Origin of the sequence: Streptomyces katrae, from assembly GCF_000966975.1 — a bacterium.
GTDB classification, from domain to species: domain Bacteria; phylum Actinomycetota; class Actinomycetes; order Streptomycetales; family Streptomycetaceae; genus Streptomyces; species Streptomyces katrae.
In genome coordinates this window covers 1-15,246 of the sequence record NZ_JZWV01000438.1, presented here as the reverse complement: position 1 = coordinate 15,246, position 15,246 = coordinate 1, and the positions used below count along the sequence as shown (strand labels likewise).

Sequence of the window (15,246 nt, the reverse complement as noted above, 5' to 3'; positions counted from 1 at the left end):
CGGAGACCGCTACCCGCACCAGATGTCCGGCGGCCAGCAGCAGCGCGTGGCCCTCGCCCGCGCCCTGGCCCTGCGCCCCCGCGTCCTCCTGCTCGACGAGCCGCTCTCCGCGCTGGACGCGAAGGTACGGGCCAGTCTGCGCGAGGAGATCCGCAGGCTGCAGCTCTCCCTCGGCATCACCACCGTGTTCGTCACCCACGACCAGGAGGAGGCCCTGTCCATGGCCGACCGGGTCGCCGTCCTCAACGCCGGGAAGCTGGAGCAGTGCGCCGCCCCCGCCGAGCTCTACGAGCGGCCGGCCACGCCCTTCGTCGCCGAGTTCGTCGGCACCATGAACCGGCTGCCGGGCCGGCTCGCCGGCTCCGGCCGGGTGGACGTCGCCGGCACCCGGCTGCCCGTCGACGGGCCGGTCCCGGCCGGCCCCGACGTGGAGGTGCTGGTCCGCCCCGAGAACCTCACCGTCACCGCCGACGAGGAGGGCGGCGCCACCGTGACCTCGGCCTCCTTCTTCGGCGCCGTCACCCGCCTCCACCTCGACCTGCCGGGAGGCACCCGGGTCAAGGCCGACGTCCCCTCCCGGGACGCGGGCGGCCTCACCCCGGGCGCGCGGGTCACCGTCGGCCTGGCCGAGCGGCCCGTGCTGGTCGTGGCGAGGGCGGCGTGAGCGCACTCGCCGCCGTCCTCTTCGACATGGACGGCACCCTCGTGGACACCGAGGTGCTGTGGTGGCAGACCACCGAGGAGGTCGCGGACCGCCTCGGCCACCGGCTCGGGCCGGCCGACGCCCCCGAGGTCGTCGGCCGCGCGGTCGCCGACACCGCCGCCCACCTCGTACGGGTCACCGGCGGCGCGGACGCCGAGGCGGTGGCGGACGAGCTCACCGGGGGCTTCTTCGGCCGGGTCGCGGCCGGCGCGCCCGTCCGGCCCGGCGCCCAGCGGCTGCTGACCGCCCTGGAGGCCCAGGGCGTGCCCTTCGCCCTGGTCAGCGCCTCGCCGAGGGTGGTCGTCGACCAGGTGGTGGGGGGCGCGCTGGCGCACGTCCCGTTCGCCTTCACCCTCTCCGCCGACGACACCGTACGCACCAAGCCGCACCCCGAGCCCTACCGGGCGGCGGCCGAACTCCTGGGCCTGGAGCCGGGGGAGTGCGTCGCGGTGGAGGACTCCCCGGACGGCGCGGCCTCCGCCGAGGCGGCGGGCTGCCCGGTCCTGGTCGTCCCCTCGATGCTGGACGTGCCCCGCTCGGCGGCGCGCACCTTCGCGTCCTCCCTGGAGGAGGTCACCCCGGAGCTGCTGCGCGGCCTCAGGCGCACAGCCCGATGATGTCGCGGATGCCGTCGGCGTAGGCGGCGCTCGCGCTGCCGGGCCGGCCGGCCAGCGGGCCCGTCAGCTGTGGCAGCCCGGCCCGGACGTGGGCGGCGCACTGCCCGTACAGGCCGGCCTCGTACGCGGTCCCGTCGTCCTCGGAGGTCAGCAGCGCGAGCAGGGTCCGCAGCAGGGCCTCGCGGGTGGCCAGCCGGGGCGGCCCGGCCGCCCAGACGGCCATCAGCACCGCGCACACCGCGGGGGCGGGCGGCCAGAGCCTGGGCCGGGTGAAGACGTGCCCCTCCAGGGCGTGGAAAGCGGCCGGATGCCCCTCGGCGGCATGCCACAGGGTGTCCTCCAGATGGTCCGCCGAACGCCCGCAGCCACAGGTGGTGGACGCCCAGTCGTGCCGTGCGATCGCGTCCCCGACGGCGGCGGGCACCAGCGGGCTGCTGCGCCCGGTGTCCTTGTCCTTCCCTCTCATGAGCCCCAAGTATGGGAGCGGGGACGGGGCCGGTCGACCACCCCGTCCGAGGGGCGGACACTCCTGCCGGCACGACGGAGCCGGGATGCCCGAGGGCATCCCGGCTCGCGGTCGTTCACGTCGGGGGCGAGGAGAGCGGGGGGACTAATTCAGTGGAGTGTGAGAAGGAAGTCCGCCCATGGCCTCGCCGGGGCCAAAGCTAGCACCTACCCCGGGATCAGGGCACGCAGGTTTTCCGGGGTGAACACCACCGAGTCCGGGTGCAGCCCGTCCGGGCGTTCCAGTCCGATGTAGGTGACCGGCCCCTCCGGCGGATCCCCGCCGTCCCACTCCTCGGTGGTGCGGGCGCGCCGGGCCAGCAGACCGGCCAGGTGGCGGACCGTGAGGTACTCGCGCTCCACGATGCCGTGCACCAGCGTGCCGACCGTCGCCCGGTTCTCCTCCACCCGGTTGGCGCTGGGAGTGCCGCGCAGGTACACGTGCAGCCACTTCGCCCGCCATCCGCCGTCGGCCCCGCGCAGGAACACCAGCGGCAGGGCGACCCGGCCCGGCCCCCGCAGCTCCGACTTCATGCGCACGGTGCGCGGTTCGAACGGGCGGCCCAGCTGCTCGCCGTCACGCAGCATGAAACCGAAGAAGGACTCGGCCACCTGCTCGAAGCCCTCCCCGGAGAAGACGTTGACCTGCGGGACGATGAACTCGCCCCGCACCGCGTCCAGGCGCAGGTTGATGAACTCCGAGGCGCCGTCGGGCGCGGGAGCGTTCGTGATGTCGCCGGAGTGCTCGCCGCCCACCGTCTGGAGGGCCGTGTACGACAGCCAGGAGAGGGTCTCGTACGCGCCGTCCAGCATCACCGCCGACAGGTCGTAGTCGGTGCTGTGCTCCCTCTGCGTCCAGTGCACGAAGAAGCGCAGCAGCTCCCCGTCCACGGGGGAGAGCGAGCCGCGCGGCAGCACTCCGAGCCCCGCGGCCGTGGCCTTCCCGCTGAGCGGCAGGGCCACGTCGAGGACCGCCGGGTCGAGCAGCAGGTGCCCGGGGTCGGGCAGGCGCCGGAGCACCTCCGCGTCCAGGGACCCGGCCAGCCGGGCGGCCTCGGCGGCCGGGAGGGGCGCGCGGGTGTCCGGGCCGACCCAGGCACGGCCCCGGGGATTGACGAAGATCCGGCGCGCGGCCGCGGCGCCGCCCCGGTTGCGCAGGTGCTCACGGACCGACAGCAGGACCCGGCCGGAGACCCGGGGGGCGGCCTCCTCGGCGGCGGCGGTGACGGCCGCGCGCTCCTCGGGGCCCGGGCAGCTGCGCAGCAGCCGGTCCAGGGAGCGCAGCAGCCGGCCGGGGGCGGCCGTCGCCAGCAGCCGCGCCGCGCCCGGGACGTCGCCGGAGCCGAGCAGTTCCTCGACCCGGCTCTCCAGGGTCCGGACCTCCTGCTCGCCGCGGGCCACGGCGAACACCCGCGCGGCGTGCGGCCAGCGCGGGTACTCGTGCGGGTGGAGCCGCTCGCCGAGCCGCTTGAACTCCTCGCGGTGCGCGGTGACGTCGGCGAGCTTGGCGGGGGAGGCGGCGACCACCGCGTCCAGGGCGGCCAGCAGGGAGCGCCGGACCGGCCGCGACAGCGACTTCAGCCGGGTCGGCTCCGTGAGGCTCACGTCCCCGTCCGACAGGGCGCAGGCCAGGCGGAGCACATCGGTGACGGTGTCCACCAGCAGCTCCGCGCCGAGGCCGAGGCGGGCGCGGTTGACGACGGCCCGGTTCTCCCGGACGGGGATCTCCGGCGGCTGGGGGCCGTCGGCGCAGTGCCCGGCGAGCAGCCCGAGGTCGCACAGCCCCTCCTCGCCCAGCGGCGTGGTGCTGCCCGCCAGGGCCAGGTAGAGGGCGGTCACCTCCTCGGCGAGGGGGCCGCCCCGGTGCAGGACCGTCATCCGGTCCCCGGCGGCGGCGATCAGCTCCTCGTGCGCGGCGAGCATCTCCTCGTACGTGTGCCGGTAGTTGCCGTACGAGGGCAGGGTCAGCAGGTCGAGCACACCGGTCCGCAGCTGTGCGAGGGTGCTCCCGCGCGTGGCGTCGTCGGAGAGGGCCTCGCGGACGCACGCCATCCAGAAGTCGAACGTGTCCGGCACGTTGGCCGGGAAGTCCTTGAAGTACGCATTGTGCGCGACGTGGTCGCCGGTCATCTCGCGGACCGTCTCCAGCGTGCGCGAGGCGGTCTCCACGACCGTCTCCTCAGCCAGCCCCGACAGGTGCTCCAGCAGCGGGGCCGAGAGCTTGAAGCCGACGGACAGCAGGGCGGCGTCGAACTGCCGCGCCGCCGTGGCGCCCTGCCCGGCCGGACCGGAGGGGACGGGGAGGCGCAGGGTGTGCCGGACGACCAGGGATTCGAGAGGGCGTTCCATCCGGGCATGCTCCCAGACCCGTCCGGCGGCGCGCACACGGGTTTCGGCCCGCGTACCCTCGGCGACGTGTCCCGTTCCCGTCCGCACCGCGTCGCCGTCCTCGTCCTCGAAGCAGGGGCCAAGCCGCTCGACGTGGGGATCCCCGCGCAGGTCTTCAGCACCCGCGCGAGCATGCCGTACGAGGTCCGGGTGTGCGGGGCGGCCCCCGGTCTGGTCACCGGCGGTGACGGCCTGTCGTACCACGTCACCCACGGGCTGGAGGCGCTGGAGTGGGCCGACATCGTCTTCGTCCCCGGCTACCGCTTCCCCGACCGCGAGGACCCGCCGCGCGCGGTGGTCGAGGCGCTGACCGCCGCCCACGCCCGGGGCGCACGGCTCGCCGCCATCTCGACCGGAGCCTTCGCGCTCGCCGCCACGGGCCTGCTCGACGGCAGGCGCGCCACCACCCACTGGCACTACACGCGGGCCCTGAAGGCGAAGCACCCCCTCGTGCGGATCGACGAGAACGTGCTGTTCGTCGACGAGGGCAGCGTCCTGACCTCCGCCGGCGCCGCCTCGGGCATCGACCTGTGCCTGCACATCCTGCGCGGCGACCTCGGCGTGGCCGCGGCCAACCACGCGGCCCGGCGCCTGGTGGCGGCCCCGTACCGCAGCGGCGGGCAGGCGCAGTACCTGCCGCGCAGCGTGCCGGAGCCGCTGGGGGAGCGCTTCGCCGCCACCCGCGAGTGGGCGCTGCAGCGGCTCGGGGAGCCGCTGACCCTGGAAGCGCTGGCCCAGCACGCGGCCGTGTCGCCCCGTACGTTCTCCCGGCGCTTCGCCGAGGACACGGGGTACACCCCGATGCAGTGGATCATGCGGGCCCGGGTGGACGTGGCGCGGGAACTGCTGGAGCGCTCCGGGCGGAGCGTCGAGCAGATCGCCGCCGACGTGGGCCTGGGCACGGGCGCGAACCTCCGCCTGCACTTCCAGCGGATCCTCGGCACCACCCCGACCGAGTACCGGCGCACCTTCACCCGGGGCGAGTAGCCCGTGCGACGCCGGCCGGACGGGCCCGAGGGCCGGCGGGCCGGGCGGGATGGCGGGCCGGCGGGATCGCGGACGGCGGGCCGGCGGGTTGGCGGGGGTTGGCGGGATACTTTCGAACCGTGGCGATCTCGCCACTGTCGTGGGCGGCCGGCGGGGGCGAGTCTGAGGGCGAACAGAAGGGGACACCGCTCATGACTCGCATCGCCATCAACGGATTCGGCCGCATCGGACGCAACGTGCTGCGTGCGCTGCTCGAACGCGACAGCGACCTGGAGGTCGTGGCCGTCAACGACCTCACGGAGCCGGCCACCCTCGCGCGGCTGCTCGCCTACGACTCGACGGCCGGCCGCCTCGGCCGTCCGGTGTCGGTGGACGGCACCACCCTCGTGGTCGACGGCCGGCGCATCGCGGTCCTCGCCGAGCGGGAGCCGGAGCGGCTGCCCTGGGCCGAACTCGGCGTCGACATCGTGCTGGAGGCCACCGGCCGCTTCACCTCCGCCGAGGCCGCCCGCGCCCACGTCAAGGCGGGTGCGAAGAAGGTGCTCGTCAGTGCCCCCTCCGACGGCGCGGACGTGACGCTCGCCTACGGCGTGAACACCGACGCCTACGACCCCGAGCTCCACACCATCGTCTCGAACGCCTCGTGCACCACGAACGCGCTGGCGCCGCTGGCCTCCGTCCTCGACGAACTGGCCGGCATCGAGCACGGCTTCATGACGACGGTGCACGCCTACACCCAGGAGCAGGCCCTCCAGGACGGACCGCACCGCGACCCGCGCCGCGCCCGCGCCGCCGCCGTGAACATCGTGCCGACCACGACCGGCGCGGCCAAGGCGATCGGCCTCGTGCTCCCGAACCTCGACGGCAAGCTGTCGGGTGACTCGATCCGCGTGCCCGTCCCGGTCGGCTCGATCGTCGAACTGAACACGACGGTGGCCCGCGACGTGACGCGCGAGGAGGTGCTGGCGGCCTACCGTGTCGCCGCCGAGGGCCCGCTGGCCGGGATCCTGGAGTACTCCGAGGACCCGCTGGTGTCCTCCGACATCACCGGCAACCCGGCCTCCTCGATCTTCGACTCGGAGCTCACCCGCGTCGACGGCCGCCACGTCAAGGTGGTCGCCTGGTACGACAACGAGTGGGGCTTCTCGAACCGCGTGATCGACACCCTCACCCTCCTGGCGGGCTGATACCTCCTGCCCCGGTCCTCCGTCCAGGACCGGGGCAGGTCCACGTCGCGCGCGGGCACCGCGCGCGATACCCTCTGGGCCGCTACCGCGCTGCCGCGGCGGCCCGGCGCAGGGCGAGGGCCGCGAGGGCCTCGGGGGCGCCGGCCTGGTCGCGGATGCCGGGGAAGGCGTTGACGTCGACGATGAGGGGTCCGCGGTCCGTCGCGATGACGTCCACCCCGTAGACGTCCAGGCCGAAGACCTCGCCCACGCGCAGGGCCAGTCCGGCCCAGCCGTCCGGCAGCCGGTCCAGGCTCCGGGCCGGTCCCTTGCCCTCGGCGGCGAGTTCGGAGCGGCGCAGTCCGGCGAACACCTCGTCACCGACCACCCACAGCTTGTGGTCCCAGCCGTCGTTCGGCGCGAACTCCTGCGTGACGACCGGCTCCCCGCCCCAGCGCGGCTCCAGCTCCCGCAGCCGGCCGGGGCCTTCGAGGCGGACGACCAGGTCGTCCTTGCGGCTGAGCCGGCTCTTGACCACCAGCGGCCACCGCAGGTCCGTGGCGGACCCCAGCAGCGACAGCGAGGCGAAGGTACGGGTGGCGGCGAAGGGGAGCCCGGCCCCCAGCGCCAGTTCGGCCATGCCGGTCCGGTCCTGGCAGCGCCCGGTGGCGGCGGCGGAGTTCACCACCGGCGCACCGCCCTCCTCCAGGGCGCGGGCCAGTTCCAGCGCCTCCGGGGTCCGGGCCTTCAGCAGGTACACGTCGGCGTCCGCCCCGGCGGCCGCGGCGGCCCCCGCCCCCGGGTGCGTGCCGTCCGGCCAGCAGCGCGGCGGTGGCCGCCAGCAGCGGATGCCCGGGGTCCGGGGTGATCAGTCCCACCCTCACGAGCCGTCCCCCGCCCGCGCGACCGCCTGCGCGGGGATGGTCACCGGCAGGGGGAGGGGGCGGGCCTGCGCACGGCCCGGTGCGGACGTCCGGCCGCCGCCCGCGCGGGCCAGTTCCAGGACGGCGCCCGCCACCCGGGCCGCCGCGTCCGGTACCTGCCGGAAGCTCGGGAAGTCGTTGACGTCGACCACCACCGGCCCGTCGGGGCCCAGCAGCACGTCCACCCCGTACAGGTCCAGCCCGTACACCTCGCCCACGCGGGCGGCGATCCCCGCCACCTCCGCCGACAGCGGCACCCGCCGCTCGCGGACGGCGGCGTCGGGGTGCAGGGGGGAGCAGCGCTCCGTGGCGTGGAGTTCGCCGTTCACGCAGTACACCTTGATGTCGGTCCCGGGGTTCGCGACGTAGGGCTGGACGATGAGCACGCCCTCGCCCGCGAGTTCCGGGAGCAGCGCCGGGAGCCGGTCCGGCGAGGGCACCAGGTGCACCCCGCGGCCCGAGCTGCCGTCGGCCGGCTTCACCACGAGCGGGTACAGCTCGTCCGGTACCTCCGCCAGCAGTTCGGGGCGGGCCACCGCGTACGTGGGCGGCAGCGGGAGCCCCCGCGCGCTGCCCAGGGCGGCGGCGAGCGCCTTGTCCCGTACCCCGCGGATCGACCGGGCGTCGTTGACGGTGGTCACCCCGGCGGCGGCCGCCGCCTCCAGGAGGGTCAGCCCGGGGCCGCCCGAAACGGTCTTGAGCACCCAGGCGTCGTGGGTGCCCGCACGGACCAGGTCCGTCATGCGCAGCAGCGAGCCGCCGGGCCGCACGACGTCCACCCGGTGGCCCCACGCGGTCAGCTGACGGATCACCTCGTTCGGCATGCCGTCGTGGCGGTAGTGCTCCTCCACCAGGAAGCAGAGCCTCATGGATCTTCCTCGTATTCCCCGGACGTCCGCCGTCGGTCCCGTCCGGCGAGTTGTGACGTCACAGGATGCCATGGCATAGCCCCGAAACCGCTCCAGAAGCCACCTTAGCGGTCGCTACACAGCGTGATCTTTGTCAGGGGCTTTCCTAAACGATCACCAATCCTCTTATAGTGATGGCTCGTTGCCACAGGAACCTTCTCTTCCATATACGCCCCTTTCTTGAGGCTTTGATTGATGACGGCGTCGCCCTCCCCCCTCCGCCCCTCCGCGCTCGCCCTGCTGGTCACGGCGGTGGCCGCGGGCACCGTCTCCGCGGCGGCGGTGGCCGCGGCCCCGTCGGGCGTCCGCCTCCCGCTGGCCTGGTTCGCCGCCTTCGGGACCCTGCTGCTCGCCATCGCCGCCTGCGCCGTCACCTGGTACGCGCGCACCACCCGGCAGCTGCGCGGCAGCCTGGCCCTGCTGACCGGGGAAGTCGCCACCCGGGACGCGTACATCGCCCGGCTGACCTCCGAAGCGGCCCGGGAGACGGCGGACCTCTCCGCCGAACTCGCCCGGCTCACCGCGGACCACACCGCCCACGTGGCGCGGCTCACGGCCGAACACGCCGCCGAGACCGACCGGCTGACCGCCGCCCGCACCGCCGAGGCGGCCCGGCTCACCGCCGCCCACACCGCCGAACTCGACCACCTGGCCGCCGCCCAGCAGGCCACCCGCGAGCGGCTCGGCGAGGAACTGCGCCGCGCCCAGTCGGGCCGGGCCGCCGCCATGGCCGCCGCCGCCAACGCGGCCGGACGGATGCAGGCCCTGGCCACCGGCATGCTCGCCGACCTGCGCGAGATGGAACACAAGCACGCCGACGAGGAGGTCCTCGGCGACCTCCTGCACCTCGACCACCGCACCGCCCAGGCCGGCCGCCTCGCCGACTCCATCGCCGTCCTCACCGGCGCCCGCTCGGGCCGCCGCTGGGCCAAGCCCATCGTCATGGAATCGATCCTGCGCGGCGCCATGGGCCGCATCGGCGGTTACCAGCGCGTCCGCCTGCACTCCACCAGTGAGGCCGCCGTCGCCGGACACGCCGCCGAGGGCGTCATGCACGCCCTCGCCGAGCTCCTCGACAACGCCGCCAACTTCTCCCCGCCGACCGCCGAGGTCCACGTCTACGTGGAGGAGGTGCCGGCCGGGATCATCATCACCGTCGAGGACAGCGGCCTGGTCATGAGCGAGCTCCAGCTGCGCCGCGCCGAACAGGCCGTCGGCGCCGAGACCCTGGACCTCGCCGGGCTCTCCGGCACCCGCCTCGGCCTCGCCGTCGTGGGCCGCCTGGCCCGCAAGCACGGCCTGACCGTCTCCTTCCGCCCCTCGGCGCGCGGCGGCACCGGTGCGCTGATGATGATCCCGGAAGAGCTGATCAGCCACGCCCCGGCCGAACCCGTCCCCGCCCTGCCGCTCCTGGCGGCCCCCACCGCCGGAACGGGCCGCGCCCCCGCCCCGGGCCGCGCCCTCGCACCGGCCGCCCCCGCGCCCGCCCCGCGCGTGCGGTCGCGGGCCGGAACCGCCCCCGAGGGCGCGAACGGCTCCCACGACCCCGAACCCGCCGGCCCGACCCCGGCCCTCGGCGAGAGCGGACTGCCCCAGCGGCGACGCGGCCGCACCCTGGCCGCCGCCCACCCCGAGGGGCCCGAGGCCGCGTCCCCGGCGCCCCGCACCCAGGGCGCCCCCACCGGCGCGTCCCGGTCCGCCGCCCGCTTCGGCAGCTTCCGACAGGCCGTGCGCGACGCGCCGGCGCGGCAGCAGCCCACGAATCCCCCGCACCCGGAAGGCAACACGAGATGACCGGCTCCACCACCGACGAGAAGCTCAGCTGGCTCCTGGAAGGACTCCTGGAGCGCACCCCCGGCGCCCGGCACGCCCTCGTGCTCTCCCGCGACGGCCTCAAGCTGTGCCGCACCCCCGAGCTCTCCGTCGACCAGGCCGACCAGCTCGCCGCCATCGCCGCCGGCATCCAGAGCCTCTCGCACGGCGCCTCCATCGAGTTCGGCGACGGCACCGGCGGAGTCCGCTCCGCCATGGCCGAGTTCTACGGCGGGATCCTCTTCATCGTCGAGGCCGGCGAGGGCGCCCACCTCGCCCTCGTCGCGGCCGAGGACGCCGACGCCGGCCTCGTCGGCCACAACATGTCCGAACTGGTGGAGCAGCTGAGCGAGCATCTGACCGCCAGGCCCCGGGGTTGAGCCGCGTACGGCCGGGCCGGGACGACTCCCCGGACCGGCTCTACACCCTCACCGGCGGCCGCAGCCGCTCCGGCAGCGACGCCTTCGACCTGGTGACCCTGATCGTCGCCGAATGCGACCCCGTCCCCGGGATGCAGTCGGAGCACGCGGCCATCCTGCGGATGTGCCGCTACCCGACCGCCGTCGTGGAGGTGGCGGCCGAACTGGGCCTGCCGGTGTCGATCACGCGGATCCTGCTCGCCGACCTGCTGGCCGCCGGCCGCGTCAGCGCCCGGCACCCGCGCGCCGCGAAGTACCGCCTTCCCGAACCCGAACTCCTGGAGCAGGTGCTCGTTGGACTCCGCAACCTCTGACCCGGGCGCGCCCCGGCAGGCACTCAGCAGCACCGCCGACAACGGCCTCAAGATCGTGATCGTGGGCGGCTTCGGCGTCGGCAAGACCACCATGGTCCGCTCGGTCAGCGAGATCCGCCCGCTGAACACCGAGGAGACGATGACCCAGGCCGGGGAGGCCGTCGACCACACCGACGGGGTCGCCGCGAAGACCTCCACCACCGTCGCCTTCGACTTCGGCCGGATCACCCTCGACGCCCGCAACGTGCTCTACCTGTTCGGCGCCCCCGGCCAGGAGCGGTTCTGGTTCCTGTGGGACCGGCTGTTCTCCGGCACCCTCGGCGCGGTCGTCCTCGTCGACACCCGGCGGCTCGCGGACTCCTGGTACGCCATCGACCGCCTCGAACACCACGGCACGCCCTTCGTCGTCGCCTGCAACGACTTCGGCGGGCCCGCCCACACCCCCGAGCAGATCCGCGCCGCCCTCGACCTGCCGTCCGAGGTGCCGCTGCTGTTCTGCGACGCCCGCTCCCGCGAGTCCAGCAAGCAGGTGCTCATCTCCCTCGTCCAGCACCTCCAGCACCTCAGCAGCCTCCAGCCCCTTCCGTAGCAGCGCCACAGCGCCCCCGAGACCCGAGCCCTCCACCCGAGGGCCGTCCCCGCACCCTCCCGGAGCCCACGCAGTGACCACCCCCGAGTCCCAGCCCGTCTACCTCGGCGGGCCCCGCTTCCAGAGCGACCCCGCCGAGCTGTACCGGGAGATGCGCCGCGACCACGGCGCCGTCGCCCCCGTCGTCCTCGACGGGGACGTCCCGGCCTGGCTGGTCCTCGGCTACCGCGAACTGCACCAGGTCACCAGCGACCCGCAGCTCTTCTCCCGCGACTCCGACCTGTGGAACCAGTGGGACCGCATCCCCGCGGACTGGCCGCTGCTCCCGATGATCGGCCGCAAGCAGCCCTCCATCCTCTACACCACCGGCGAACGCCACCGCGAACGCGCCGCCGTGATCAGCGAAGCCCTGGAATCCGTCGACCCCTTCGAACTCAAGGGCCACGCCGAACGCTTCGCCGACGAGCTGATCGACGGCCTCTGCGGCAAGGGCGCCTGCGACATCGTCGGCGAGTACGCCATGCTGCTGCCGCTGCGCGTCCTCGCCCGCATCTACGGGTTCTCCGACGAGCAGGGCCCCGGCCTGGTCACCGCCATGAACGACATGATCAACGGCCGTGAGGGCGCCCTGGCCGGCCAGCGCCACCTCGGCGAGTCCATGTACGCGCTGCTCGCCGCGAAGGCGGAGTCCCCCGGACACGACGTCGCCTCCCGGATGCTCGCCAACACCGCCGGGTTCACCCTCGACGAGGTGGCCCAGGACCTGATGGTGATGATGGCCGCCGGACACCAGCCCACCGCCGACTGGATCGGCAACTCGCTGCGCCTGATGCTCACCGACGACCGCTTCGCCGCCTCCCTCGCGGGCGGCCGCCACAGCGTCGGCGAGGCCATGAACGAAGTGCTCTGGGAGGACACCCCGACCCAGAACGTCGCCGGACGGTGGACCACCCGCGACACCAAGCTGGGCGGCCGCACCATCGCCCGCGGCGACCTGGTCCTGCTGGGCCTCGCCGCCGCCAACGGCGACCCGCACGTACGCACCGACGCGGGCGCCCTCACCGGCGGGAACAACGCCTTCTTCTCCTTCGGCCACGGCGAACACCGCTGCCCCTTCCCGGCCCAGGAGGTCGCCGAGGTCATCGCCCGGACCGGCATCGAGGTCCTCCTCGACCGCCTCCCCGACGTGGACCTCGACGGACCGGCCGCCGAACTGACCCGGCGCCCCTCGCCCTGGCTGCGCGGCCTGACCGCGCTCCCCGTGACCTACACCCCGACCCCCGCGCTTGGAGCCACCCGATGAGCTGCCCGATCGACCACACCGGCGCCGTCCCCGCCGCCGCCCCGATCACCCTCGACCCCTTCGTCACCGACCTCGACGCCGAGAGCGCCGCGCTGCGCGCCGCCGGCCCGCTGGTCCGCGTCGTCCTCCCCGGCGGCGTCGGCGTGTACGCCGTCACCCACCACGCCGAGGCGCGCGCCCTGCTCACCGACCCCAGGGTCGTCAAGGACATCGGCGTGTGGGGCGCCTGGCAGCGCGGGGAGATCCCCCTGGACTGGCCGCTGATCGGCCTCGCCAACCCCGGCCGCTCCATGCTGACCGTCGACGGCGACGAACACCGCCGACTGCGCACCCTCGTCGCCCAGGCCCTCACCGCCCGCCGCGTCGAGAAGCTCCGCACCGGCATCGAGGCCCTCACCGCCGAGGCCCTCGACAAGCTGGCCGGCCTGCCCGAGGGCGAGACGGTGGACCTGAAGGCGGCCTTCGCCTACCCGCTGCCGATGAACGTCATCAGCGAGCTGATGGGCGTGGACGCCGCCGAACACCCGCGCCTGAAGGCCCTCTTCGAGAAGTTCTTCTCCACCCAGACCCCGCCGGAGGAGGTCCCGCAGATGATGGCGGACCTCGGCGCCCTCTTCTCCCGGATCGTGGAGTCCAAGCGCGCCACCCCCGGCGACGACCTCACCAGCGCCCTCATCGCCGCCTCCGAGGACGGCGACCACCTCAGCACCGAGGAGATCACCAACACCCTCCAGCTGATGGTCGCCGCCGGCCACGAGACCACCATCAGCCTGATCGTCAACGCCGTCGTCGCCCTGGAGACCCACCCCGAGCAGCGCGCCCTCGTCCTCGCGGGCGAGGTCCCCTGGGAGAACGTCATCGAGGAGACCCTGCGCTGGGCCACCCCCACCTCGCACGTCCTGATCCGCTTCGCCACCGAGGACATCGAGGTCGGGGACCGGATCCTGCCCAAGGGCGAGGGCCTGATCGTCTCCTTCGGCGCGCTCGGCCGCGACGAGGCCCAGCACGGGGAGACGGCGGGCGCCTTCGACGTCACCCGCACCCCGAACCGGCACATCTCCTTCGGCCACGGCCCCCACGTATGCCCCGGCGCGGCCCTGTCCCGCCTGGAAGCCGGCGTGGCCCTGCCGGCCCTCTACGCCCGCTTCCCGCACCTGTCCCTCGCCGTCCCGCGCGCGGAACTGCGCAACAAGCCGGTCCTCACCCAGAACGACCTGTTCGACCTCCCGGTCCGCCTGCACCCCTGAGCTGGGGAAGGAAATCGAATGGCAGTCGCACCGGAGCCCTTGGTAGGTTGATCACGTGCCGAAGCTGAATCAGATCATCGCAGTCGAAAAGGGCGTCAAGTCCAAGTCCCTCCAGGAGCTTTCGCAGGCCCACCACGACGTGCAGAAGCCCGCCCTGCTGGCCGGCATCTCGCGGACGTACCAGCCCAAGGACGAGGAGGGCGAGCAGCTGCCGCCCGAGTCCACCCGGGTCCAGGTCAAGGCGGAGGACGTGCTGCGGGCGACGGCCACCACCCTGACCCGCCTGTTCGACGTGACGGCGACCAAGGACTGGGCGAACCGCACCGCGGCCGCGGACGTCGTCGTCGACGGCAACGTGCTGCTCGCCCAGGTACCGGTGCCCTACCTGCTCTTCCTGGAGAAGCAGCTGACCGACCTGCACACCTTCGTGCGCAAGCTGCCGGTCCTGGACGCCTCCGAGTCCTGGAACCTCGACCCCTCCACGGACTCCTGGAAGACCGAACCCGTGCGCACCATCCGCACCAAGAAGGTGCCGCGCAACCACGTCAAGGCGGAGGCCACGGAGAAGCACCCCGCGCAGGTCGAGGTGTACTACGAGGACGTGGCGGTCGGCTACTGGACGACGGTGAAGTTCTCCGGCGCCCTGCCGGCCCGCCGCGTCAACGAACTCCTCGACCGGGTGGAACGGCTCCAGCAGGCCGTGAAGTTCGCCCGCGAGGAGGCCAACGGCACCGAGGTCACCGACCAGCGGGTCGGGGACGCGGTGTTCGGCTACCTGTTCAGGTAGCCCCGAGAACGCCCCCTGCGGCGCAGGGGGTGCGCGAGAGCGCAAGCTGAAACTGATGTTGAAGCTGAAACAGGGGTGTCAGTTGGGGGTTCGAATCCCTCCCCCGGCCCATACGTGCCGGGGTGGCCCAAGCCGGCAGAGGCGGCCCCTTGAATCTCAGATTATCGCTCCAGTCTCAGCATTCGCCGCCGAACACCGGATCGACCGAGCAGGGACGATCACCGACGGATGGGGGTTCAAGTCCCTCCTGCGCCTCTTCCGTGGCGCGGTAGTTCAAAGGCAGAACACGTCGGCCTCAAGATGATCCCCGCTCTTAAAAGCCGCCGGTGTGCGCAATTGGGTGGCACACAGGGGCCCGGGAATTGGACATATTCCCGGGCCCCGTCACGTTTTCCGGGCCGCTCCGGCCCGGCCCGTACGACTTCCCGGGGAGGGCGGCTCCGACCGCAGACGGAGCCGGGGTCAGCCTCCGGTCCGACGAGCCCCGGACGACGGCCGCATAGCGTCTCGGCATGAACACCACACGCCGCACCGCGGCCGCCGCGGCCCTGGTCGCCCTCCTGCTCCCGGCCCCGCTCC

General features: G+C 74.0%; 15 protein-coding genes. 11 read left to right on the top strand and 4 right to left on the bottom strand.

The window, feature by feature from the left end; genetic code table 11:
• Both VR44_RS16595 and VR44_RS16590 read left to right on the top strand, forming a co-directional pair.
• The coding region (locus tag VR44_RS16595; protein WP_045948281.1) for an ABC transporter ATP-binding protein at positions 1-664 on the top strand (664 nt) is incomplete at its 5' end.
• Positions 661-1,320, top strand: a complete 660-nt coding sequence (locus tag VR44_RS16590) for an HAD family hydrolase (protein ID WP_281187149.1) — start codon at positions 661-663, stop codon at positions 1,318-1,320. The genes VR44_RS16595 and VR44_RS16590, both read left to right, overlap by 4 nt.
• Here the strand turns inward: VR44_RS16590 and VR44_RS45030 are convergent.
• Both VR44_RS45030 and VR44_RS16580 read right to left on the bottom strand, forming a co-directional pair.
• Positions 1,301-1,786: a hypothetical protein gene (locus tag VR44_RS45030; RefSeq protein WP_045948277.1), complete on the bottom strand. Its 486-nt coding sequence runs from the start codon at positions 1,784-1,786 to the stop codon at positions 1,301-1,303. The genes VR44_RS16590 and VR44_RS45030 overlap by 20 nt on opposite strands.
• Before the next feature lie 206 nt (positions 1,787-1,992).
• Positions 1,993-4,173 (bottom strand): TerD family protein, encoded by a 2,181-nt coding sequence (locus tag VR44_RS16580; RefSeq protein ID WP_045948279.1) that lies wholly within the window; start codon positions 4,171-4,173, stop codon positions 1,993-1,995.
• 66 nt (positions 4,174-4,239) lie between these two features.
• Between VR44_RS16580 and VR44_RS16575 the strand changes: the two genes are divergently transcribed.
• Positions 4,240-5,199, top strand: a complete 960-nt coding sequence (locus tag VR44_RS16575; RefSeq protein WP_045948278.1) for a GlxA family transcriptional regulator — start codon at positions 4,240-4,242, stop codon at positions 5,197-5,199.
• 191 nt (positions 5,200-5,390) lie between these two features.
• Positions 5,391-6,386, top strand: coding sequence for a type I glyceraldehyde-3-phosphate dehydrogenase (gene gap, locus VR44_RS16570; protein WP_045948276.1), 996 nt, complete (start codon positions 5,391-5,393; stop codon positions 6,384-6,386).
• Positions 6,387-6,468: 82 nt separating this feature from the next.
• On the opposite strand, the gene VR44_RS16565 is transcribed toward gap, so the two are convergent.
• Complete coding sequence (locus VR44_RS16565) at positions 6,469-7,125, bottom strand: ATP-grasp domain-containing protein (protein WP_245691870.1); 657 nt, start codon at positions 7,123-7,125, stop codon at positions 6,469-6,471.
• A gap of 120 nt (positions 7,126-7,245) precedes the next feature.
• Positions 7,246-8,157: an ATP-grasp domain-containing protein gene (locus VR44_RS16560; protein WP_045948275.1), complete on the bottom strand. Its 912-nt coding sequence runs from the start codon at positions 8,155-8,157 to the stop codon at positions 7,246-7,248.
• Positions 8,158-8,391: 234 nt separating this feature from the next.
• On the opposite strand from VR44_RS16560, the gene VR44_RS16555 reads away from it, so the two are divergent.
• From VR44_RS16555 to VR44_RS16525, 7 genes are all read left to right on the top strand, one after another.
• Positions 8,392-9,990, top strand: a complete 1,599-nt coding sequence (locus tag VR44_RS16555) for a sensor histidine kinase (RefSeq protein WP_045948274.1) — start codon at positions 8,392-8,394, stop codon at positions 9,988-9,990.
• Complete coding sequence (locus tag VR44_RS16550; protein ID WP_045948273.1) at positions 9,987-10,388, top strand: roadblock/LC7 domain-containing protein; 402 nt, start codon at positions 9,987-9,989, stop codon at positions 10,386-10,388. The genes VR44_RS16555 and VR44_RS16550 overlap by 4 nt, the downstream gene beginning before the upstream one ends.
• Complete coding sequence (locus tag VR44_RS16545; RefSeq protein ID WP_045948272.1) at positions 10,385-10,741, top strand: DUF742 domain-containing protein; 357 nt, start codon at positions 10,385-10,387, stop codon at positions 10,739-10,741. Before VR44_RS16550 ends, VR44_RS16545 begins: the two co-directional genes overlap by 4 nt.
• Complete coding sequence (locus VR44_RS16540) at positions 10,722-11,330, top strand: GTP-binding protein (protein ID WP_045948271.1); 609 nt, start codon at positions 10,722-10,724, stop codon at positions 11,328-11,330. The genes VR44_RS16545 and VR44_RS16540 overlap by 20 nt, the downstream gene beginning before the upstream one ends.
• 73 nt (positions 11,331-11,403) lie before the next feature.
• A complete protein-coding gene (locus VR44_RS16535) occupies positions 11,404-12,633 on the top strand; it encodes a cytochrome P450 (RefSeq protein ID WP_045948270.1) in 1,230 nt (409 codons plus the stop codon).
• A complete protein-coding gene (locus VR44_RS16530) occupies positions 12,630-13,880 on the top strand; it encodes a cytochrome P450 family protein (RefSeq protein ID WP_045948269.1) in 1,251 nt (416 codons plus the stop codon). Before VR44_RS16535 ends, VR44_RS16530 begins: the two co-directional genes overlap by 4 nt.
• Positions 13,881-13,935: 55 nt before the next feature.
• On the top strand, positions 13,936-14,667 hold the full coding sequence (locus VR44_RS16525; RefSeq protein WP_045948268.1) for a DUF7873 family protein: 732 nt from the start codon (positions 13,936-13,938) through the stop codon (positions 14,665-14,667).
• Positions 14,668-15,246: the final 579 nt, after the last annotated feature.

Bases quoted from the DNA above. Each gene is read 5' to 3' on its own strand.
- VR44_RS16560 (WP_045948275.1), bottom strand. From the start codon at position 8,157: ATGAGGCTCTGCTTCCTGGTGGAGGAGCACTACCGCCACGACGGCATG.
- VR44_RS16580 (WP_045948279.1), bottom strand. From the start codon at position 4,173: ATGGAACGCCCTCTCGAATCCCTGGTCGTCCGGCACACCCTGCGCCTC.
- VR44_RS16555 (WP_045948274.1), top strand. From the start codon at position 8,392: ATGACGGCGTCGCCCTCCCCCCTCCGCCCCTCCGCGCTCGCCCTGCTG.
- gap (WP_045948276.1), top strand. From the start codon at position 5,391: ATGACTCGCATCGCCATCAACGGATTCGGCCGCATCGGACGCAACGTG.
- VR44_RS16550 (WP_045948273.1), top strand. From the start codon at position 9,987: ATGACCGGCTCCACCACCGACGAGAAGCTCAGCTGGCTCCTGGAAGGA.
- VR44_RS45030 (WP_045948277.1), bottom strand. From the start codon at position 1,786: ATGAGAGGGAAGGACAAGGACACCGGGCGCAGCAGCCCGCTGGTGCCC.
- VR44_RS16530 (WP_045948269.1), top strand. From the start codon at position 12,630: ATGAGCTGCCCGATCGACCACACCGGCGCCGTCCCCGCCGCCGCCCCG.